The sequence below is a fragment of the Pseudomonas sp. genome, from assembly GCF_050739775.1.
In the GTDB taxonomy this organism is placed as follows: Bacteria; Pseudomonadota; Gammaproteobacteria; order Pseudomonadales; family Pseudomonadaceae; genus Aquipseudomonas.
In genome coordinates, this window is sequence record NZ_JBOICA010000042.1 from 1 (window position 1) to 19,877 (window position 19,877).

Consider the following 19,877-nt stretch of genomic DNA (forward strand, 5'->3'; position numbering starts at 1 on the left):
TTTGGATAAGAGCTTCGTTGGCGCATGAGAATCCTGGCGATAAGGGTGATCGCGTCCGCTTAAAGATAGGCGGACACCATCGCCCTTAATACGGGGATTCTGAAGGTGTGTTCGCTGGCCGCTTACGGTGCAGCGTCCCAGGGACCAGGTTCTGCTTTGTCAAACAATAGCTAAGGCTGTGTTGCTGTCCAGTCTGCGCAGATCCAGAGTGACGCCATCACGCTCGCAGATCTTGCTCTCTGGCCAGGCTTCTACTTCGGCAACGACAAGCTAGACGCCTGCCAGTTTGCTCGACTCAAATTTGATGGGGGAGGCGGTGCGCGGCTGAGCTAGCCGAGGTGAAGGCTGTCATTGAGCTGGCAGAGCCGAGCCAAAACAGCCCTGTCAGGCACAAAAAAGGCACTTGCGATAAACGCTAAGTGCCTTATTTGTAACGCTTATTTGGTGGAACCGGGGGGATTTGAACCCCCGTCCGCCAGTGCTCTGCTGTCGGTACTACATGCTTAGCCGTGTCTATTGAGTTAATCCGCAGCCGCCCGACGGGCAGGGTGCTTTGGACGAGTTGTGTAAGTTTTAGCCGCTTCGTCCACAACGTACTGCACGGCGATCCTGTTCTGTATGACAATCACTTCGGGTTTACAGGCATCCCCTAATGATTGCTGGCGCCGAAGCTACCAGGAGAGCGGGCTCGGCTGCTTACGCAGCGAGAGCGTAACCCTCGTAGTTTTCGTCATTGGCAACTATAGAAAGTTGCAACAGTGGATTTACGAGTTCTGTTACCAACTCGGCATGCACCTAGAGTTTCACTACCGGCGTCGAATCCTAATCGGCCCCATTTGCTGCGCTCTAGCTGAAGCGTTTTCCAACGCTCGGGACCAGTATACGCCATCGCTCGGGCGACGTCGACTGCTGTCCAAGTCTCCCGCCTCCTACATAGCCCGCGGCCGGGTCACGCGATCCACCAGATAGACCAGCCCGTGGTAATCGATCCCGCCATGGTTTGACAGGCCGATCTCACAGGTGCGGCTGGTGGAAATCCCTTCGCTGCAGTACTGCACCGCGTCCTTGAGGCTGCGCAGCGAATGGGCATTGAGTTCCGGCGTGGTGAAGCCCTTGTCGCCGGCAAAGCCACAGCAGTGGATGCCTTCAGGAACCACCACCTGCGTGCTGCAACGCCGCGCCAGGTCGATCAGGGCCTGGCTTTCACCCAGGTGCTGGGTGCTGCAGGTCACGTGCACGGCAATCGGTTCGTCCTGGGGCGTAAACTCCAGCTTGTCGATCAGGTGAGTGCGGATGAAGCGCACCGGGTCGTAGAGATCCAGGCGGGTTTCGGCCAGGTCCTGGACCAGGCGCAGGGTGCAGGGACTGGTGTCGCAGTAGATCGGATCAAGCCCGCCACGACTGGCGTGGAGCAGGGCGTTGATCAGTTCCTGGCGCTTGTGCTCGGCCTGTTCGGCATAGCCTTTGGAGGCGAATGGCTGGCCGCAACAAAGGTTGTCCTGATTCTCCGGGAACACCACTTGATAGCCGGCTTTTTCCAGCAGGGCGCAGGTCTTGTCGAGCAATGAGGTTTGTTCGCGGTCGGCTGCAGCCGGGCCCATCACCCGTGAGACGCACGCTGCCAGGTACACCACCCGCGGCCGGGCATCGTTGCTCGCCGGGCTGAGCTGGATGGCTTTCAGCGCTTGCGGCATGGCCGCTGTCCACTGTGGCAGTCGGCCGTGGCTGACCTTGCTGAGGTGGGCACTGAGGCGGCTCAGGCGCGGGGCGCCGAGCAATCGGCGCGCACCGTTGGCGGCCTGCAGGGTAAAGCGTGCTCCCCTGAGCGCGGTATGGAAATTCTCTGCCAGCCAATCGGCAGTTTTCACATAGTCAGCGCTCTGGCCGCGCAGTTTCTTCACCAGTTCGCCGGTGTTGATCCCCACCGGGCAGCGCTGGGCACACAAACCAGTGGCGGCGCAGGTGTCGATGCCCTGGTACTGGTAGTCGCGTTCGAGTTCGCGGGTATCGCTGCCAGCGCGCTTTTTCGCCTGGATATCGCGCCACATCACGATGCGCTGGCGCGGGCTGAGCGTCAGGCCTTTGGAAGGGCACACCGGCTCGCAGAATCCGCACTCAATGCATTTGTCGACGATCTCGTCGGCGGCGGGCAGGGGCTTGAGGTTCTTCAGGTGCAGTTGCGGATCGTCGGTCAGCACTACCCCGGGGTTGAGGATGCCGCTGGGGTCGAGCAGGCGCTTGAGCTGCCACATCAGTTGGTAGGCGTCGCTGCCCCATTCCAGCTCGACGAAGGGTGCCATGTTGCGCCCAGTGCCGTGTTCGGCCTTGAGCGAACCGCCGTATTCAACGGCAACCAGCTGCGCGACGTCGTCCATGAAGGCTGAATAGCGCGCCACCTGCTCTGGCGAGTCGAAGCCTTGGGTGAAGACGAAGTGCAGGTTGCCTTCCAAGGCATGGCCGAACAGGATCGCCTCGTCGTAACCATGCTTGTCAAACAGCGCGAGCAGGCGATTGACGCCCTCGGCCAGTTTTTCCACGGGGAAGGTGACGTCTTCGATGATCACCGTGGTGCCCGTCTCGCGCACCGCGCCGACGGCCGGGAAGGTGTCTTTGCGGATGCGCCAGAGCTGGTTGTAGACCAGCGGGTCTTCGCTGAAATCAACCTGCTTTTCCACCGGGAAGCCGGCGATGGAGGCGCTGATGTGTGCCAGTTGCTCGTGCAGCAGCGATTGAGTGGCCGCGCGGGATTCGATGAGTAGTGCGCAGGCTCCAGCGGACAGGCTCTTCACCCACCCCGGCATGCCCTGCATGTTTTCCACCGAGCGCAGGCTGCGGCGGTCGAGCAGTTCTACAGCGGATACCGGCTGTTGCTTGAGCACCGGCACCGCGTTGCAGCAGGTCTCGACATCCGGGAAGACGATCAGCGCACTGGCCTTGTGCGGATGGTCTGGCACGGTGTTGTAGGTAACCGCGCTGATGAAGCCAAGGGTGCCTTCGGAGCCGACCATCAGGTGGGTGAGGATATCCACGGGGTTGTCATAGTCTACGAGCGCGTTCAGGGACAGTCCGGTGGTGTTTTTCAGGCGGTACTTGTGCCGGATCTTTGCCGCCAACTCGGTATTGGCGCGGGTCTGCCGGCCCAGCTCGCCGAGCTGGTCGAGCAGCGCGCCGTGGCTTTCGCGTAACCGGTTGATGCTCTCGGGGATCTCGCTGTCGAGCAATGTACCGTCGGCCAGCAGCAGGCGCATACCGGCAAGCGTGTGGTAGCTGTTCTGCGCGGTGCCGCAGCACATGCCGCTGGCGTTGTTGGCGACAATGCCGCCGATTTTGCAGGCGTTGATCGAGGCTGGGTCCGGGCCGATCTTGCGTCCGAACGGGGTCAGCCAGGCGTTGGCCTGGGCGCCGATGACGCCCGGCTGCAGACGAATTTGCCTGCCGCCATCGCGGATGTCGCGGCCGTTCCAGTTGTCGCCCAGCACCAACAGCACCGAGTCGCTCACCGCCTGACCGGACAAACTGGTGCCGGCGGCGCGGAAGGTGATCGCAACCTGATCGGCGTGTGCGGCCTTGAGCAGGGTGGCGACTTCGTCTTCGCTCTCGACGCGGATCACCAGCTTGGGAATCAGGCGGTAGAAGCTGGCGTCGGTACCGAAGGCCAGGGTCGAGAGTGGGTCGTCGAAACGCCGCTCGCGGGGGATCAGGTGTTCAACCGTGTCGAGGAACGCGGCGGGCAGACTCATGCAATCTCCTCGCGGGGCTGCGGCGTCTGGCGCGCCGTGTACCCCGGTCAATCAGGCGGTGATGGGTGCAGGCGCGGCAATCAGGCGCCCAGTTCGCGTACCAGCGAGTCACGGGTGATCTCGCTGATGGTCTTGGCACCCGTGAGCACCATGGCCACGCGCATTTCCTTCTCGAACAGATCCAGCAGATTCTTCACGCCAGCTTCGCCTGCGGTGGCGAGCGCGTAGAGGAACGCACGGCCAATCAGCACGGTGTCCGCGCCTAGGGCGATCATGCGGACCACATCCAGGCCGCTGCGAATACCGGAGTCAGCGAGGATCTTCAGGTCGCCCTTCACCGCGTCGGCGATGGCCGGCAGGGCGCGGGCGCTGGACAGCACGCCGTCAAGCTGACGGCCGCCGTGGTTGGAGACGACGATGCCGTCGGCGCCGAATTTGACCGCGTCCTTGGCGTCCTGCGGATCGAGGATGCCTTTGATTACCATCGGGCCATCCCAGAACTCGCGGATCCACTCCAGGTCTTTCCAGGAGATGGACGGATCGAAGTTGGCACCCAGCCAGCCGATGTAGTCGGCTAGGCCCGTAGGGCTGCCGCGGTAGGTGGAGATGTTGCCGAGGTCGTGCGGCTTGCCCAGCAGGCCGACATCCAAGGCCCACTGTGGATGGGTCATGGCCTGCCAGGCGCGCCGCAGCGGCGCATTCGGGCCGCTCATGCCCGAGTGTGCATCACGGTAGCGTGCGCCGGGCACCGGCATGTCCACGGTGAACACCAGGGTGGTGACGCCAGCCGCTTTGGCGCGCTCCAGGGCATTGCGCATGAAGCCGCGGTCCTTGAGGACGTAGAGCTGGAACCACATGGGGCGGTCGATGGCCGGGGCGACTTCCTCGATCGGACAGACCGATACCGTCGACATCGTGAAGGGGATGCCCTTGGCGGCTGCCGCACGGGCGGCCTGGACTTCGCCACGCCGGGCGTACATGCCGGCCAGGCCGACCGGCGCCAGCGCCACCGGCATGCTCAGCGTCTCGTTGAATAGCAGGGTCTCGAGGCTCAGCTCGGACATGTTGTTCAGCACGCGCTGGCGCAGGGCAATGCTGGCCAGGTCTTCGACGTTGTGGCGCAGCGTGTACTCGGCGTAGGCGCCACCGTCGGCGTAGTGGAACAGGAACGGCGGCAGCTTGCGTTGGGCTGCGGTGCGGTAGTCGGTAGAGGCAGAAATGATCATGTGGTCTCGCTGCGTCGGTTGAAAGGAGCGGATGCCGGACGCGCTGAAACGCGCCCGGCCTCTGTCACTTTAGTGAACCAGCATGCCGGTCAGCCAATAAGCCTGGACCAGAGTGATCAGGCCGACGATGGTGGCGAAGAACAGGCTGTGTTTGAGGGTGAAGCGGAACAGGTCAGATTCCTTGCCGACCAGGCCGGTGGCCGCGCAGGCGACCGCGATCGACTGGGGCGAAATCATCTTGCCGGTCACGCCGCCGCTGGTGTTGGCCGCGACCAACAGGGTGTCGTTGACCCCGATCTGGTGGGCCGTCGTGGCCTGCAGTGAGCTGAACAGGGCGTTGGATGAGGTGTCGGAACCGGTCAGGAACACGCCCAGCCAGCCGAGGAACGGCGAGAAGAACGGGAATGCTGCGCCAGTGCCGGCCAGTACCAGGGCCATGGTCGAAGACATGCCCGAGTAGTTGGTAACGAAGGCGAAGGCCAGCACCATGCCGATCGACAGAATCGGCCAGCGCAGCTCGTAGACAGTCTCTTTAAAAGTGGTCAGACCAGTTTTGAAGTTGATCTTCAGCACCAGCATGGAGATCAGCGCCGAGAAGAAGATCGCCGTGCCGGTGGCAGAAACCGGGTCGAGCTTGAACACCGCCGGGATTGCGGTCGGGGTGGGTACGATCGGAGCGGTCTTGATTACCAGCTGATCCAGGTGTGGGATGGCAAAGTTGAACACCCAGCTGTACATCGAACCGCCAGCGGCAAACATTGCCTTGAACGGCTTGAGGGTCCAGATGGTCACCAGTACGGTGAGGATCAGGAACGGTGACCAAGCCTTGAAGATCTCGCCGAGGCTGTACGGCGAAGGCTGGCTGCCACCTTTGACCACGGCGGCACCGACGCTGCCGGTGGCGTTGGCGAACGAACGCTTGGGCTGCCAGACCTTGAGGAACAGGGTCAGGGAAATCAGGCTGGCCAGGGCCGAGGTGATGTCCGGCAGTTCCGGGCCAATGAAGTTCGAGGTGAAGTACTGGGTCACGGCGAAGCTCAGGCCGGCCACCAGCGCTGCCGGCCAGGTCTCCTTGACGCCACGCAGGCCGTCCATCATGAACACCAGCCAGAACGGCACGAACAGCGACAGCAGCGGCAGCTGGCGGCCGGTCATGGCGCCGATCTTGAAGGCGTCGATACCGGTCACTTGGCCGGCCACGATGATCGGGATGCCCAGGGCGCCAAACGCCACGGGAGCCGTGTTGGCGATCAGGCACAGGCCGGCAGCGTACAGCGGGTTGAAACCCAGGCCTACCAGCAGGGCGGCGGTAATCGCCACCGGTGCGCCGAATCCTGCTGCACCTTCGAGGAAGGCACCGAAGCAGAAGCCGATCAGCAGAACCTGCAGGCGTTGGTCATTGGTGATCGACAGCACCGAGCTGCGGATCACTTCGAACTGGCCGCTCTTGACCGTCAGCTTGTAGAGGAACACCGCGGCGACGATGATCCAGGCGATAGGCCACAGGCCATAGGCAAAACCGTATCCGGCGGCGGCAAGCGCCATGTCGGCGGGCATCTGGAAAGCAAAGATCGCCACCAGGATCGACAAGCCCAGCGTGATGCTGCCAGCCACGTGACCCTTGAGGCGGAACACCGCCAGAGCGAGGAAGAAGAATACGATCGGGATGACTGCCGCGAGTGCGGACAGGCCAAGACTACCAAGCGGACTGTAGAGCTGTTGCCAGGTTTGCATATGGGGTGGCCCCTAATTGTTGTTGGTCAGCACTGGCATTGGATAATTGGTAAGACCAATTTACAATGACGAAGCGCTAGGTTAAAAGCCTCGCTGTGGGTGTGTCAATTTGTCTCAAGAAAACTTTCGTTGGGTGGGTGACGGGGAAATGGCCTGAGCGGCAAGGAAAGTTGTGATCTGATGGGTGTCGGCAGGGTGCGGATAGGCCAGAATAGACAGCCCCGAACGCACTCGGGATAGTGGAGAGCATGCGATGGTTTTTGATCAGGTCCGCCAACGCCGTTTGTCTGACGATATTGTCGAGCGGCTTGAGGGGATGATTCTTGAAGGCACCCTGAGCGCCGGTCAGCGGCTGCCTGCCGAACGGGCACTGGCCGAACAGTTCGGGGTGTCGCGACCGTCGCTGCGCGAAGCGATTCAGAAGCTGGTGGCCAAGGGTCTGTTGGTCAGTCGCCAGGGCGGCGGCAACTATGTGGCGGAGTCACTGGGTTCGACCTTCAGCGACCCGTTGCTGCAGCTGCTTGAAAGCAACCCTGAAGCCCAACGCGATCTGCTGGAATTCCGGCATACCCTGGAGGCATCGTGTGCCTATTACGCGGCGATCCGTGCGACCGAGCCTGATCGTCAGCGACTCAAGGCGGCGTTCGATACCTTGCAGGATTGTTACACCCGCTGCGGTGAAGTGGATCGGGCCGAGGAGGGCGCTGCTGATGCGCGCTTTCACCTGGCGATCGCCGAAGCCAGCCACAATGCGGTGTTGTTGCACACCATTCGTGGTCTGTTCGATTTGCTCAAGCGTAACGTAGTGACCAACATCGGCGGCATGTACAAGCAGCGCGCCGAAACCCGCGACATGCTGATCAGCCAGCACCGTGAACTGTACCTGGCGATCGTTGAGGGGCGTGCGGAGGATGCTCGTGAAGTGTCCAGCCGGCACATTCTGTATGTGCAGGAAGTGCTCGACGAGGTGCGTCAGGAAGCGCGGCGGGTGGCGCGGGCGGAGCGGCGTAGCGGGCGTTGATGCAATCGCGTGACAGGCCCGCTCCTATTACACATAGGAGCGGGCCTGTCACGCGATGAGGCCGCCTCAGACTCGAATCAGTCTTCCTTGCCCTTGTTACGCACCGCACGCTGCAATTCGCGGTCAGAATCACGCTCGCGCTGGGTATCGCGCTTGTCGTATTCCTTCTTGCCCTTGCCCAGTGCAATCTCGCACTTGATCAGGTGCTTGCTCCAGTAGATCGACAAGGCCACGCAGGTGTAGCCCTTCTGCTGGACGGCAGCATGCAGGCGCTCCAGCTCTCGACGATTGAGCAGCAGTTTGCGGGTGCGTGTAGGGTCGGCAATGACATGCGTACTGGCAGCCGTCAGCGGCGTGATATGGCTGCCCATCAGCCAGGCCTCGCCATCTTTGAGTACCACGTAACTGTCGGTCAGATGCGCCTTGCCGGCACGCAGACTTTTTACTTCCCAACCGGACAGGACCAATCCGGCCTCGAACTTGTGCTCGATGAAGTAATCGTGTCGCGCTTTTTTATTCTGCGCGATGGTCCCTGTCGGATGTTTCGTTTGTTTAGCCATAGGGGCGGCATTATAGGCAGTCGTTGCGCTGTCGGCTACGGGGTAGCAGTGCGCTTGAGCCTGTGAGGTGAATCCCGGACAATGCGCGCTCTTTTTTTCCACAGTTGAGCGTGTTGATGTCGACGGACAAGGTTTCTGTCCATGGTGGCTGGGCCAGTCGCTGGGTATTTGTACTGGCGGCAACCGGTGCCGCAGTGGGCTTGGGGAGTATCTGGAAATTTCCCTACATGGTCGGCGTCTATGGTGGCGGTGCCTTTGTCCTGGTGTTTCTGGCCTGTATTGCCCTGATCGGTATTCCGGTGATGCTCGCCGAGACCCTGATCGGTCGCCGCACCCGGCAAAGCCCGGCCAACGCCTTGCGTGACCTGGCATTAGAGGCAGGGCATTCACCGCGCTGGTCCTGGTGGGCATTCGCCGGGATGATCACCGCGTTGCTGATCCTGTCGTTCTACAGCGTGGTCGGTGGTTGGTCGTTCGACTACATCATCAATATGGGCAGGGGCGACTTCCAGGGAGTGACGGCGGATCAGGTCGGCAGCTACTTCAACGGCGTGATCGGCGACCCTTGGCGCCTGGTGCTGTGGCACAGCCTGTTCATGCTGCTGTCGGCGCTGGTGATCGCCCGCGGCGTGGTGGCGGGTCTGGAGAAGAGCCTGCGCATCATGATGCCGCTGCTGTTCCTGCTGCTGGTGATCCTGCTGGGCTACAGTCTGACGACCGGGCACTTTATGCAGGGCCTGCATTTCATGTTCGACTTCGACACCTCGCGCCTGCTCGATGGTTTGTTGCCTGCCATGGGGCATGCCTTTTTCTCGTTGAGTGTCGGTGTCGGCTCGCTGCTGATTTACGGCGCCTACATGCCCAAGGGGGCCTCCATCGGCGGCACCATCGTCGCCGTTGCCCTGCTCGATACCTTTGTCTCGCTGCTGGCCGGCCTGGCCCTGTTCCCGATCGTGTTCGCCGCCGGCTTGAACCCGAGTGAGGGGCCGGGCCTGATGTTTGTCGCCTTACCGTTTGCATTCGGTAATGTGGCCTTTGGCCAATTGATGGGCGTCGTATTCTTTGTTCTAGTGGCGGTGGCGGCCTGGAGTTCGGCGATTTCCCTGCTCGAACCTATGGTTGCCTACCTGGTGGAGCGCACTGGCGTGCGACGCGGCTGGATCACCACCTGGCTGGCCTTCAGTTGCTGGCTGGTTGGCCTGGGTACAGTGTTTTCGTTCAATATCTGGCAGCAGGCACGTTTTTTCGTGAGCGACGGCAGCGGTTTTCAGCTCTATCAATGGAGCGCCAGCGGCGGGCTGGACTTCTTCGGCGTGATCGACTTTTTCACCTCGCGGATCATGTTGCCGCTGGGCGGTTTGTGCTTTGTGATATTTGCCGGTTGGATCATGGGGCGTGAGGCGGTGCGCGATGAGTTGGCCATGCGCAGCCCGCTGCTGTTTGCTCTGACTTTCTTCTTGATGCGCTATGTGGCGCCCCTCGGCATTCTGGTTGTGTTTGCCGCTCAGCTTTGGAAGTGACACCTGGATGACTACCCATATTCAACGTTCGGCCCTGCTGCCATATCCGGCCCAGGCGTTATACGACCTGGTCAACGATGTTGCGCGGTACCCGGAGTTCCTGCCCTGGTGCTCGTCCAGCACCGTGCTGGACGCCAGTGACACGCAGATGCGCGCCAGCCTGGAGGTGGCCAAAGGCGGTATGAGCCAGAGGTTCGTCACCCACAATGTATTGGTGCCCGGGCAGTCAATCGAGATGAATCTGGAAGAGGGGCCGTTCAATCAGTTGCACGGCCTGTGGGTCTTCAAGCCCCTTGGCGAGAAGGCCTGCAAGATCAGCCTGGACCTGTCCTTCGACTATGCCGGGCCGCTGGTGCGGGCGACCCTGGGGCCGCTGTTCAACCAGGCCGCCAATACCCTGGTCGATGCCTTCTGTCAGCGAGCCAAGCAACTTGCAGGTTGAAGTGGTTTACGCCACGGCCGAGCGGCAATGGTTGTTGGCTGTGGATGTTGCGCCCGGCACGACGCTGCGTGAAGCGGTGCGTTTATCGGGCATCGCCGAACAAGTGCCGGGTCTGGATGTAGACGCTTGCCCGCTTGGCATCTTCGGCAAGGTCGTCAATGAGGCCGCGCTGCAGGCAGTCGTCGAGGGTGATCGTATCGAGTTGTACAGGCCTTTGCTGGCCGATCCCAAGGAAGTGCGCAAGCAGCGCGCGGCCAAGGTGGCTAGGGTTTTCAAGAAAGCCAAGCGCTGACAGGCACAAAAAAGCCCGGAATCTCCGGGCTTTTTTGTGCCTGTAGGGTACTTACTGCGGCGAGGTTTCCAGTGGGGCGGGGGTCGGTACCGGAATCGTTTCGATGGTATCGACTTCGCGCTGGATCTTCTCTTCCAGTGAGCCTGGCTTGGCCGGGGTTTCCTTGACTTGCTCAACCTGTTCGGTGGTGCCTGGCTGGGCTGGGCTGACACTGGTGTCGCCACTGCCGCCAAGGATTTCCTGGTCACGGCTGACGCCTGGCATGAAGTCGCCAGACAGGTTGACCAGTTGATCGTTTTCGTTGAAGAAAATGCTCATGCGTTCCTGCTGGCGTTGGCCGCCACCAGGTTGCAGGCTGTACAGGTAATCCCAGCGATTGGTGTGAAAAGTATCCTGGATCAGCGGGTTGCCCATGATAAACCGTACTTGCCGACGGGTCATTCCGGGGCGTAATTGGTCTATCATGTCTTGTGTGACGACATTGCCCTGCTGGATGTCGATTTTGTAAACCCCGGGGAACGAGCAACCGGCGAGTGCGAGCAGTCCCACAAAGGTGAGGCTGGTTAGCAAGAGCTTGGTGTTTTGCATCGGTGGGCGACTTCCACTATCTTGGCTGGACAACGTAAACCCCGATCATACCCGTATTCAGAGAAGCTGCGAAGCAGCATCGGCGAGAAAGCTGACCATGGTTGAAAATAGCGAACTGCGCAAAGCCGGTCTCAAGGTGACACTGCCTCGAGTAAAAATTCTACAGATGCTCGATTCTACCGAGCAGCGTCACATGAGTGCTGAGGATGTCTACAAGGCGCTGATGGAAGCGGGCGAGGATGTCGGTCTGGCCACGGTCTACCGTGTTCTGACCCAGTTCGAAGCTGCTGGCTTGGTGGTGCGCCACAACTTCGATGGCGGTCACGCCGTGTTCGAGCTGGCCGACGGTGGTCACCATGACCATATGGTCGTGGTGGACTCCGGTGAAGTCATCGAATTCTTCGACAGTGAAATCGAGAAGCGCCAGAAGCAAATCGTGGAAGAGCACGGTTTCGAGCTGGTTGACCACAATCTGGTTCTGTACGTACGCAAGAAAAAGTAAGCAATTATTACATTGCTGTATAAGTACTGAAGGCGACCTGGGGTCGCCTTCGTGCTTTCGGCTTGCAGGTTTCTGGTTCAGGCCCTGCTGGTGACCACCATCTTGCGGGCGTGGGCCAGGGATTCCTTGGTCAGGTCGATACCGCCCAGCATCCGAGCCACCTCTTCGACCCGCTCACGCTTGCCCAGGTTGGCCACGGCGGTGTGGGTGGCATCGCTGTTGCGCACCTTGTGCACAAACAGGTGATGATGGCCTTGGGCGGCCACCTGTGGCAGATGGGTCACGGTCAGTACCTGGCCGCGCTCCCCCAGGCGTCGCAGCAACTGACCGACGATCTCCGCAGTCGGGCCGCCGATCCCCACATCGACTTCGTCGAAGACCAGGGTAGGGATGCGTGAGGTTTGCGCGGTGATGACCTGGATTGCCAGGCTGATCCGTGACAGCTCACCCCCGGAGGCGACTTTGGCCAGGCCCTTGAGTGGCTGGCCGGGGTTGGCGCTGACCAGTAGCTCCACTTGTTCCAGGCCGTGGGGTGACAGCTCGTCGCTGCCATTGGTGTGCAATTCGATGCTGAAGCGGCCACCGGGCATGCCCAGGCGCTGGATTTCCTGCTCGACCGCGCCAGCCAACTGGCTGGCGGCCTGGCCGCGCAAGGCACTCAGTTCGCCGGCCTTGTCCTGGTAATGACGGGCAAAGGCGGCCAGCTCGTCGCCAAGGCGCTCGATGGACTCGTCATTGGCATTGAGGCCTTCGAGTTCTTCCATCAGTTGCTGCTGCAGGCTGGCCAGTTCGGTTGGGTGCACGCGGTGCTTGCGGGCGAGGGTATAGATGCTGTCGAGGCGTTCTTCGAGTTGCTGCAGGCGAGCGGGGTCGGCATCGAAGTTGTCCAGGAAGCGGTTCAGCTCGCCGACCGCTTCTTCAACCTGGATCTGCGCACTGGCGATCATGGTGGCGGCTTCGCCCAGCGCCTTGGGGGCATTCTGCACGGCCGTCAGGCGATTGAGGCTGGCGGTCAGGGCGTTGAGTACATTCCCTGAGTCGTTTTCACTGCAGTGGTCGATCACTTGGCGACAAATGCCGAACAGGGCCTCGGCGTTGGTCAGGTTCTTGTGTTCCTGCTCCAGCTGCTCCAGTTCGTTATCGCCCAGGCCCAGGTTATCGAGTTCTTCGAGCTGGTAACTGAGCAATTGATGCTGTGCCCGCTGCTCGTCGCCGGAGTTGGACAGCCGTTCCAGCTCCTGGCGGGTCTGGCGCCAGCGCTGGGCAGCCAGTTGAACCTGGCGAGCCAGATCGGTGGCGCCGGCGTACTCGTCGAGCAGGCGGCGGTGGGTGTCGGACTTGAGCAGCGACTGGTGCTCGTGCTGGCTGTGGATATCAATCAACAGCTCGCCGAGGGCCTTGAGGTCGCCGAGGGGGCAGGGCGTGCCATTGATATAGCCACGGCTGCGGCCTTCGGCAGTGATCACCCGGCGCAGGATGCACGGACCGTCGTTGTCCAGGTCGCGTTCGGCCAGCCAGGTGCGGGCCTCGGGGATGTCCGCGAGGTCGAAGGTGGCGAGAATGTCGGCTTTATCGGCGCCGGGACGCACCACGCCGCTGTCGGCACGATCGCCCAGGGTCAGGCCGAGGGCGTCGAGCATGATCGATTTACCGGCCCCGGTTTCACCGGTGATGACGCTCATCCCGCGGGCGAGCTCAAGGTCCAGGTGTTCGACGATGGCGTAGTTGTGTACGGACAGGTGCACCAGCATTGGGGCGGCTCCCAGGCGTTAAGTCTGGTTATTTATACAGTGTTTTCAAATCAGCTGACAATGCTGGTGTTTAGTTCAATTTGGTTATCAAGGCGGCGTTCTGATTGCGATGGGTTATGAGCGAATGTGCGCAAGCTGCTTTACCGCCCCTTGAACCTGGGTTTTGCGACCCCATATAGGCGGCAGACGCGCGAGTAATGCTCGCAGACCTTATTCGAGAGGAGAGATTTTATGGCTGACGAACAGCTGGATGAGCAGAATCTGAACGCCGAAGCGACTGGCGACCAAGAGCTGAGCGCCCGCGTGCAGGTGCTCGAAGAGCAGCTGGCGGCGGCCCAGGATCAATCCCTGCGCACCGCCGCCGACCTGCAGAATGTGCGTCGTCGCGCCGAGCAGGATGTAGAAAAGGCGCACAAGTTCGCCCTGGAAAAATTCGCCGCTGACCTGCTGCCGGTCATCGACAGCCTCGAGCGTGGCCTGGAGCTGTCCAGCCCCGACGACGAGAGCATTCGCCCGATGCGTGAAGGTATCGAGCTGACCCTGAAGATGTTCCATGACACCCTCAAGCGCTACAACCTCGAGGCGATTGACCCGCACGGCGAACCCTTCAATGCCGAGCACCACCAGGCCATGGCCATGCAGGAAAGCGCCGAGGTCGAGCCCAACAGCGTGCTCAAGGTGTTCCAGAAGGGCTACCAGCTCAACGGCCGCCTGCTGCGTCCGGCCATGGTTGTGGTCAGCAAGGCTCCTGCAACGGTTTCGCCGTCGATTGACGAGCAGGCTTGAAATCGTTTCGGACGCCCCCCATCTAGGTGTCAAGCATTCAAGTATTACCGCAGTTAGCCACCACTGCTGCGGCAACCAAATTCAAGTTTCGGGAGAGTTAACATGGGCAAAATCATCGGTATCGACCTGGGGACCACCAACTCCTGCGTCTCCATTCTGGAAAACGGCAACGTCAAGGTTATCGAGAACGCTGAAGGCGCGCGTACCACGCCGTCGATCATCGCTTACGCCAACGATGGCGAGATCCTGGTTGGCCAGTCGGCCAAGCGTCAGGCGGTGACCAACCCGCACAACACCCTGTACGCGGTAAAACGTCTGATCGGCCGTCGCTTCGACGAAGATGTCGTGCAGAAAGACATCCAGATGGTTCCGTACAAGATCGTCAAGGCTGACAACAACGACGCCTGGGTTGAAGTCAACAGCCAGAAAATGGCACCGCCACAGATCTCGGCTGAAATCCTGAAAAAGATGAAGAAAACCGCCGAAGACTACCTCGGCGAGCCAGTCACCGAAGCGGTCATCACCGTTCCGGCCTACTTCAACGACAGCCAGCGTCAGGCCACCAAGGATGCCGGCCGCATCGCCGGTCTGGACGTCAAACGTATCATCAACGAACCAACCGCAGCTGCTCTGGCTTACGGTATGGACAAGGCTAAAGGCGATCACACCGTGATCGTTTATGACCTGGGTGGTGGTACCTTCGACGTTTCGGTTATCGAAATCGCCGAAGTCGATGGCGAGCACCAGTTCGAAGTATTGGCCACCAACGGTGACACTTTCCTCGGTGGTGAAGACTTCGACATTCGCCTGATCGACTACCTCGTCGACGAGTTCAAGAAAGAAAGCGGCATGAACCTCAAAGGTGACCCGCTGGCGATGCAGCGCCTGAAAGAAGCTGCTGAAAAAGCCAAGATCGAGTTGTCCTCGAGCCAGCAGACCGACGTCAACCTGCCGTACATCACTGCAGATGCCACCGGTCCTAAGCACCTGAACGTGAAGATCTCCCGCGCCAAGCTGGAATCGCTGGTCGAAGACCTGGTTCAGCGCACCATCGAGCCATGCCGCATTGCCATGAAAGACGCCGGTATCGACGTCAGCAAGATCGACGACGTGATCCTGGTCGGTGGCCAGACCCGTATGCCGCTGGTACAGAAAGCCGTTACCGATTTCTTCGGTAAAGAAGCGCGCAAAGACGTCAACCCTGACGAAGCAGTTGCCATGGGTGCTGCGATCCAGGGTGCGGTGCTGGCCGGTGACGTCAAAGACGTACTGCTGCTGGACGTCAGCCCGCTGACCCTGGGTATCGAAACCATGGGTGGCGTGATGACCGCGCTGATCGAGAAGAACACCACTATCCCGACCAAAAAGTCGCAAGTGTTCTCGACTGCCGATGACAACCAGAGCGCCGTAACCATTCACGTGCTGCAGGGTGAGCGTAAGCAGGCTGCACAGAACAAGTCCCTGGGCAAGTTCGACCTGGCCGAGATTCCACCGGCACCACGTGGCGTGCCACAGATCGAAGTCACCTTCGACATCGACGCCAACGGCATCCTGCACGTAGGCGCCAAAGACAAGGCTACTGGCAAGACCCAGTCGATCGTGATCAAGGCCAACTCCGGTCTGTCTGATGAAGAAATTCAGCAGATGATCCGCGACGCCGAAGCGAACTCGGAGGAAGACCGCAAGTTCGAAGAGCTGGCCGCTGCCCGTAACCAGGGTGATGCACTGGTTCACTCGACCCGCAAGATGGTCGCTGACGCCGGTGACAAGGTCACTGCCGAAGAGAAGACCGCGATCGAAGCTGCCGTTGTTGCCCTGGAAGCCGCTATCAAAGGCGACGACAAGGCTGCCATCGACGCCAAGGTCGAAGAGCTGTCGAAAGTCTCGGCTCCGGTTGCTCAGAAGATGTACGCCGAGCAGCAGGCCGAACAGCCACAAGCTGGCGCGCAGCAGGCTGAAGAGCCTAAGCACGACGACGTCGTCGATGCCGAGTTCGAAGAAGTCAAAGAAAACAAGTAATTGCTACAGGTTGTCGGCCGGTTGACTGCTTGCTAGCGGTTGGCTGGTAGGATGTCGCCGCGCGGGGGCTTGCTCCCGCGTTGGCGTGTCTGCAATACCCGAATTTTTACAGCATCTGTCAGGCCTCCTGAAGGGGGTAAGGCGGTTGCTGGCGGCACAGCGCGGAATGCGCAGAGGTTTGCCGAACGTCCTCAAGAGTGCAAAGACTTATGGCAAAGCGTGACTATTACGAAGTTCTGGGAGTTGAGCGCGGCTCCAGTGAAGCGGACCTGAAGAAGGCCTATCGCCGCCTGGCGATGAAGCATCACCCGGACCGTAACCCTGATGACAAAGAGTCGGAAGAGAAATTCAAGGAGGCCAACGAGGCTTACGAGGTGCTCTCCGATGCCAGCAAGCGCGCTGCTTATGATCAGTACGGTCATGCAGGCGTCGATCCAAGCATGGGTGGCGGCGGTGCCGGCTTTGGTGGTGCGAACTTCTCCGACATTTTCGGTGACGTGTTCAGCGACTTCTTCGGTGGTGGCCGTGGCGGTTCGCGTGGTGGTGCCCAGCGTGGCAGCGACCTGCGTTACACCCTGGAGCTGAACCTGGAAGAGGCTGTGCGTGGTACCACGGTCAATATCCGTGTGCCGACGCTGGTCAATTGCGCGCCATGTGACGGTTCCGGTGCCAAGAAGGGCTCGTCGCCTTCGACCTGCCCGACCTGTGGTGGTATTGGTCAGGTGCGCATGCAGCAGGGCTTCTTCTCCGTCCAGCAGACCTGTCCGCGGTGCCATGGCCAGGGCAAGATCATCACTGATCCGTGCGGTTCCTGCCACGGCGAAGGCCGTATCGAAGAGTACAAGACCCTCTCGGTCAAAGTGCCGGCCGGCGTCGACACTGGCGATCGTATTCGCCTGTCCGGCGAAGGTGAGGCGGGTGCTCATGGTGGTCCGACCGGTGACCTGTACGTTGTGATCAATGTGCGCGAACACTCGATTTTCCAGCGTGACGGCAAGCACTTGTACTGCGAAGTGCCGATCAGCTACACCGATGCTGCCCTGGGTGGCGAGCTGGAAGTGCCGACCCTTGATGGTCGGGTCAAACTGAAGATTCCGGAAGGCACCCAGACCGGCAAGCAGTTCCGTCTGCGCGGTAAAGGTGTTGCGCCGGTTCGCGGTGGTGGTGCCGGTGACCTGATGTGCCGGGTAGCGGTCGAAACCCCGGTCAATCTCAGTCGCCGCCAGCGCGAACTGCTCGAAGAGCTGCGTGACTCGTTGGAGGGCGACAGTTCCCATTCGCCCAAGGCCAATGGCTGGTTCGAAGGTGTGAAGCGCTTCTTCGGCGACTTGTAAGAAGGAATAGGGCATGCGACGTATAGCGGTAATGGGCGCGGCAGGGCGCATGGGCAAGACCCTGATCGAGGCAGTGCAGCAGACCCCGGGTGCTGGGCTGACAGCAGCGATTGATCGTCCGGACAGTTCGCTGGTCGGGGCTGATGCGGGTGAGCTGGCAGCGCTGGGCCGGATCGGTGTGCTGTTGTCCGATGACCTGGCGAAAGTTGCCGATGAGTTCGACGTGCTGATCGACTTCACTCACCCTTCGGTGACCCTGAAGAACCTGGCGTTCTGCCGCAAGGCGGGCAAGGCCATGATTATTGGTACCACTGGTTTCAGTGTTGAGGAGAAGCAGTTGCTCGCCGAGGCCGGCAAGGACATTCCGATTGTCTTTGCCGCCAACTTCAGTGTGGGTGTCAATCTCAGTCTGAAACTGCTCGACATGGCTGCGCGGGTGCTGGGTGATGATGTCGACATCGAGATCATCGAGGCCCACCACCGGCACAAGGTCGATGCGCCGTCGGGTACCGCACTGCGCATGGGTGAGGTCGTCGCTAGTGCGCTGGGGCGTGATCTGCAGGAGGTGGCGGTCTATGGTCGTGAAGGTCAGACCGGTGCCCGTGACCGCAAGACCATTGGTTTTGCCACCGTGCGTGCCGGCGATGTGGTAGGTGATCACACCGTGCTGTTCGCTGCTGACGGTGAGCGCCTGGAGATCACCCACAAGGCCTCCAGTCGCATGACCTTTGCCAAGGGTGCGGTGCGTGCTGCGCTGTGGCTGGACGGGCGCGAGCCTGGCCTATACGACATGCAGGACGTGCTCGACCTGCGTTGAAATGCGTTAGCCCTGTGGGAGCGGATTCATCCGCGAAGGACGACGGCGTCGTCCCGGTTCCCGATCTCAGCTGGGGCCGCTGTCGCGGCCCTTCGCGGATGAATCCGCTCCCACAGGTTTGCGCCTTGCCCGCCTCCCAATGCGCCCTGTCGCATTCCTGAGCCTTTCAGGCACATCAGTGGTAGACCAAAAAAGCGTTTTTCTGTAAGCTACAGCTTTAGTGTGTCCACTAAAAGCGCGCAGATAATTCGACGAAGAAAGCGGGGTGACGTGTCTATACGTCATTCCGCTTTTTTGCAACCTGCGATCGCCCCTTCAGGCTAGATTTACGGGAGGTCTTCTTGACTAAGCCAGCCATACTCGCCCTTGCTGATGGCAGCATTTTTCGCGGTGAAGCCATTGGAGCCGACGGTCAAACCGTTGGTGAGGTGGTGTTTAACACCGCAATGACCGGCTATCAGGAAATCCTGACTGACCCTTCCTATGCGCAGCAAATCGTTACCCTGACTTACCCGCACATCGGCAATACCGGCACCACGCCGGAAGACGCCGAGTCCGACCGCGTCTGGTCGGCCGGCCTGGTGATTCGCGACCTGCCGCTGATCGCGAGCAACTGGCGCAACAAGCAATCCCTGCCTGATTACCTCAAGGCCCACAACGTGGTGGCGATCGCCGGTATCGACACGCGCCGCCTGACGCGCATCCTGCGCGAGAAGGGCGCGCAGAACGGTTGCATCCTGGCCGGCGACAACATCAGCGAAGAGGCTGCAATTGCCGCTGCTCGCGGTTTCCCTGGCCTCAAGGGCATGGACCTGGCGAAAGTTGTCAGCACCAAGTCCAGCTACGAATGGCGCTCCAGCGTCTGGGAACTGAAAACCGACAGCCATGCGGCGATCGATGCCGCCGAGCTGCCGTACCACGTGGTTGCCTACGACTATGGCGTCAAGCTGAACATCCTGCGCATGCTGGTTGCTCGCGGTTGCCGCCTGACCGTGGTGCCGGCGCAAACCCCGGCCAGCGAAGTCCTGGCGCTCAATCCTGATGGCGTGTTCCTGTCTAACGGCCCGGGTGATCCGGAGCCATGCGACTACGCGATCCAGGCGATCAAGGACGTCCTCGAAACCGAAACCCCGGTATTCGGCATCTGCCTGGGTCACCAGCTGTTGGCCCTGGCCTCTGGTGCCAAGACCGTGAAAATGGGTCATGGTCACCACGGCGCCAACCACCCGGTCCAGGACCTGGATACCGGCGTGGTGATGATCACCAGCCAGAACCACGGTTTCGCGGTTGACGAAGCAACTCTGCCGGGCAACGTCCGCGCCATTCACAAGTCACTGTTCGACGGTACCTTGCAAGGTATCGAGCGCACCGACAAGAGCGCGTTCAGCTTCCAGGGTCACCCTGAAGCCAGCCCGGGCCCGACCGATGTCGCGCCTCTGTTCGATCGTTTCATCGATACCATGGCCAAGCGCCGCTGAGCACCTGGCGAGAAGGCCCTGGACCGGTGCAAGCCGCGTTCAGGTGCCGCCCCAAGAATGTTCAATG

Annotated in this window: 16 protein-coding genes and 1 other RNA gene; 10 read left to right on the plus strand and 7 right to left on the minus strand. The window is 60.7% G+C overall.

Features of this window, described 5'->3' with window-relative positions; genetic code table 11:
• Nucleotides 1-442: 442 nt before the first annotated feature.
• The 4 genes from ssrA to ACRESH_RS19735 form a co-directional block, all read right to left on the minus strand.
• Nucleotides 443-834: a transfer-messenger RNA gene (ssrA, locus tag ACRESH_RS19720) on the minus strand.
• Between the two features lie 95 nt (nucleotides 835-929).
• Nucleotides 930-3,740: an FAD-binding and (Fe-S)-binding domain-containing protein gene (locus tag ACRESH_RS19725; RefSeq protein WP_431743553.1), complete on the minus strand. Its 2,811-nt coding sequence runs from the start codon at nucleotides 3,738-3,740 to the stop codon at nucleotides 930-932.
• Between the two features lie 80 nt (nucleotides 3,741-3,820).
• Nucleotides 3,821-4,966 (minus strand): FMN-dependent L-lactate dehydrogenase LldD, encoded by a 1,146-nt coding sequence (lldD, locus tag ACRESH_RS19730; protein WP_431743554.1) that lies wholly within the window; start codon nucleotides 4,964-4,966, stop codon nucleotides 3,821-3,823.
• Between the two features lie 69 nt (nucleotides 4,967-5,035).
• Entirely contained in the window at nucleotides 5,036-6,700 is a 1,665-nt protein-coding gene (locus tag ACRESH_RS19735) for a lactate permease LctP family transporter (protein ID WP_431743555.1), read from the minus strand.
• A 253-nt stretch (nucleotides 6,701-6,953) separates the two neighbouring features.
• Between ACRESH_RS19735 and ACRESH_RS19740 the strand changes: the two genes are divergently transcribed.
• Nucleotides 6,954-7,721, plus strand: a complete 768-nt coding sequence (locus ACRESH_RS19740; protein ID WP_431743556.1) for a GntR family transcriptional regulator — start codon at nucleotides 6,954-6,956, stop codon at nucleotides 7,719-7,721.
• A gap of 77 nt (nucleotides 7,722-7,798) precedes the next feature.
• Here ACRESH_RS19740 and smpB read toward each other — a convergent pair whose 3' ends face one another.
• Nucleotides 7,799-8,281, minus strand: a complete 483-nt coding sequence (gene smpB / locus ACRESH_RS19745; protein WP_107026450.1) for an SsrA-binding protein SmpB — start codon at nucleotides 8,279-8,281, stop codon at nucleotides 7,799-7,801.
• A 116-nt stretch (nucleotides 8,282-8,397) separates the two neighbouring features.
• On the opposite strand from smpB, the gene ACRESH_RS19750 reads away from it, so the two are divergent.
• Genes ACRESH_RS19750 through ACRESH_RS19760 form a run of 3 tightly spaced genes read left to right on the plus strand, consistent with a single transcriptional unit; the run spans nucleotide 8,398 to nucleotide 10,535 of the window.
• On the plus strand, nucleotides 8,398-9,801 hold the full coding sequence (locus ACRESH_RS19750) for a sodium-dependent transporter (protein ID WP_431743557.1): 1,404 nt from the start codon (nucleotides 8,398-8,400) through the stop codon (nucleotides 9,799-9,801).
• 7 nt (nucleotides 9,802-9,808) lie between these two features.
• The gene (locus ACRESH_RS19755) at nucleotides 9,809-10,243 is read left to right on the plus strand and encodes a type II toxin-antitoxin system RatA family toxin (RefSeq protein WP_431743558.1); all 435 of its coding nucleotides are present in this window, start codon (nucleotides 9,809-9,811) and stop codon (nucleotides 10,241-10,243) included.
• On the plus strand, nucleotides 10,206-10,535 hold the full coding sequence (locus ACRESH_RS19760) for an RnfH family protein (RefSeq protein ID WP_431743559.1): 330 nt from the start codon (nucleotides 10,206-10,208) through the stop codon (nucleotides 10,533-10,535). The genes ACRESH_RS19755 and ACRESH_RS19760 overlap by 38 nt, the downstream gene beginning before the upstream one ends.
• A gap of 51 nt (nucleotides 10,536-10,586) precedes the next feature.
• On the opposite strand, the gene ACRESH_RS19765 is transcribed toward ACRESH_RS19760, so the two are convergent.
• Nucleotides 10,587-11,123 (minus strand): outer membrane protein assembly factor BamE, encoded by a 537-nt coding sequence (locus ACRESH_RS19765; RefSeq protein WP_431743560.1) that lies wholly within the window; start codon nucleotides 11,121-11,123, stop codon nucleotides 10,587-10,589.
• A gap of 97 nt (nucleotides 11,124-11,220) precedes the next feature.
• Between ACRESH_RS19765 and fur the strand changes: the two genes are divergently transcribed.
• A complete protein-coding gene (gene fur, locus ACRESH_RS19770) occupies nucleotides 11,221-11,625 on the plus strand; it encodes a ferric iron uptake transcriptional regulator (RefSeq protein ID WP_107026445.1) in 405 nt (134 codons plus the stop codon).
• Between the two features lie 77 nt (nucleotides 11,626-11,702).
• On the opposite strand, the gene recN is transcribed toward fur, so the two are convergent.
• Nucleotides 11,703-13,376, minus strand: coding sequence for a DNA repair protein RecN (recN, locus tag ACRESH_RS19775; RefSeq protein WP_431743561.1), 1,674 nt, complete (start codon nucleotides 13,374-13,376; stop codon nucleotides 11,703-11,705).
• A 231-nt stretch (nucleotides 13,377-13,607) separates the two neighbouring features.
• Between recN and grpE the strand changes: the two genes are divergently transcribed.
• From grpE to carA, 5 genes are all read left to right on the plus strand, one after another.
• Nucleotides 13,608-14,162, plus strand: a complete 555-nt coding sequence (gene grpE / locus ACRESH_RS19780) for a nucleotide exchange factor GrpE (RefSeq protein ID WP_431743562.1) — start codon at nucleotides 13,608-13,610, stop codon at nucleotides 14,160-14,162.
• 102 nt (nucleotides 14,163-14,264) lie between these two features.
• Nucleotides 14,265-16,181: a molecular chaperone DnaK gene (dnaK, locus tag ACRESH_RS19785; RefSeq protein ID WP_431743563.1), complete on the plus strand. Its 1,917-nt coding sequence runs from the start codon at nucleotides 14,265-14,267 to the stop codon at nucleotides 16,179-16,181.
• A gap of 209 nt (nucleotides 16,182-16,390) precedes the next feature.
• A complete protein-coding gene (gene dnaJ / locus ACRESH_RS19790; RefSeq protein WP_431743564.1) occupies nucleotides 16,391-17,515 on the plus strand; it encodes a molecular chaperone DnaJ in 1,125 nt (374 codons plus the stop codon).
• Between the two features lie 13 nt (nucleotides 17,516-17,528).
• On the plus strand, nucleotides 17,529-18,332 hold the full coding sequence (gene dapB, locus ACRESH_RS19795) for a 4-hydroxy-tetrahydrodipicolinate reductase (protein WP_431743565.1): 804 nt from the start codon (nucleotides 17,529-17,531) through the stop codon (nucleotides 18,330-18,332).
• Nucleotides 18,333-18,673: 341 nt separating this feature from the next.
• The gene (gene carA / locus ACRESH_RS19800) at nucleotides 18,674-19,810 is read left to right on the plus strand and encodes a glutamine-hydrolyzing carbamoyl-phosphate synthase small subunit (RefSeq protein ID WP_431743566.1); all 1,137 of its coding nucleotides are present in this window, start codon (nucleotides 18,674-18,676) and stop codon (nucleotides 19,808-19,810) included.
• Nucleotides 19,811-19,877 lie beyond the last annotated feature (67 nt).

Coding starts and splice junctions, on each gene's coding strand:
- ACRESH_RS19755 (WP_431743558.1), top strand. CDS start 9,809: ATGACTACCCATATTCAACGTTCGGCCCTGCTGCCATATCCGGCCCAG.
- grpE (WP_431743562.1), top strand. CDS start 13,608: ATGGCTGACGAACAGCTGGATGAGCAGAATCTGAACGCCGAAGCGACT.
- lldD (WP_431743554.1), bottom strand. CDS start 4,966: ATGATCATTTCTGCCTCTACCGACTACCGCACCGCAGCCCAACGCAAG.
- ACRESH_RS19750 (WP_431743557.1), top strand. CDS start 8,398: ATGTCGACGGACAAGGTTTCTGTCCATGGTGGCTGGGCCAGTCGCTGG.
- recN (WP_431743561.1), bottom strand. CDS start 13,376: ATGCTGGTGCACCTGTCCGTACACAACTACGCCATCGTCGAACACCTG.
- dnaJ (WP_431743564.1), top strand. CDS start 16,391: ATGGCAAAGCGTGACTATTACGAAGTTCTGGGAGTTGAGCGCGGCTCC.
- ACRESH_RS19740 (WP_431743556.1), top strand. CDS start 6,954: ATGGTTTTTGATCAGGTCCGCCAACGCCGTTTGTCTGACGATATTGTC.
- smpB (WP_107026450.1), bottom strand. CDS start 8,281: ATGGCTAAACAAACGAAACATCCGACAGGGACCATCGCGCAGAATAAA.
- ACRESH_RS19765 (WP_431743560.1), bottom strand. CDS start 11,123: ATGCAAAACACCAAGCTCTTGCTAACCAGCCTCACCTTTGTGGGACTG.
- dnaK (WP_431743563.1), top strand. CDS start 14,265: ATGGGCAAAATCATCGGTATCGACCTGGGGACCACCAACTCCTGCGTC.
- ACRESH_RS19725 (WP_431743553.1), bottom strand. CDS start 3,740: ATGAGTCTGCCCGCCGCGTTCCTCGACACGGTTGAACACCTGATCCCC.
- ACRESH_RS19735 (WP_431743555.1), bottom strand. CDS start 6,700: ATGCAAACCTGGCAACAGCTCTACAGTCCGCTTGGTAGTCTTGGCCTG.
- fur (WP_107026445.1), top strand. CDS start 11,221: ATGGTTGAAAATAGCGAACTGCGCAAAGCCGGTCTCAAGGTGACACTG.
- dapB (WP_431743565.1), top strand. CDS start 17,529: ATGCGACGTATAGCGGTAATGGGCGCGGCAGGGCGCATGGGCAAGACC.
- ACRESH_RS19760 (WP_431743559.1), top strand. CDS start 10,206: ATGCCTTCTGTCAGCGAGCCAAGCAACTTGCAGGTTGAAGTGGTTTAC.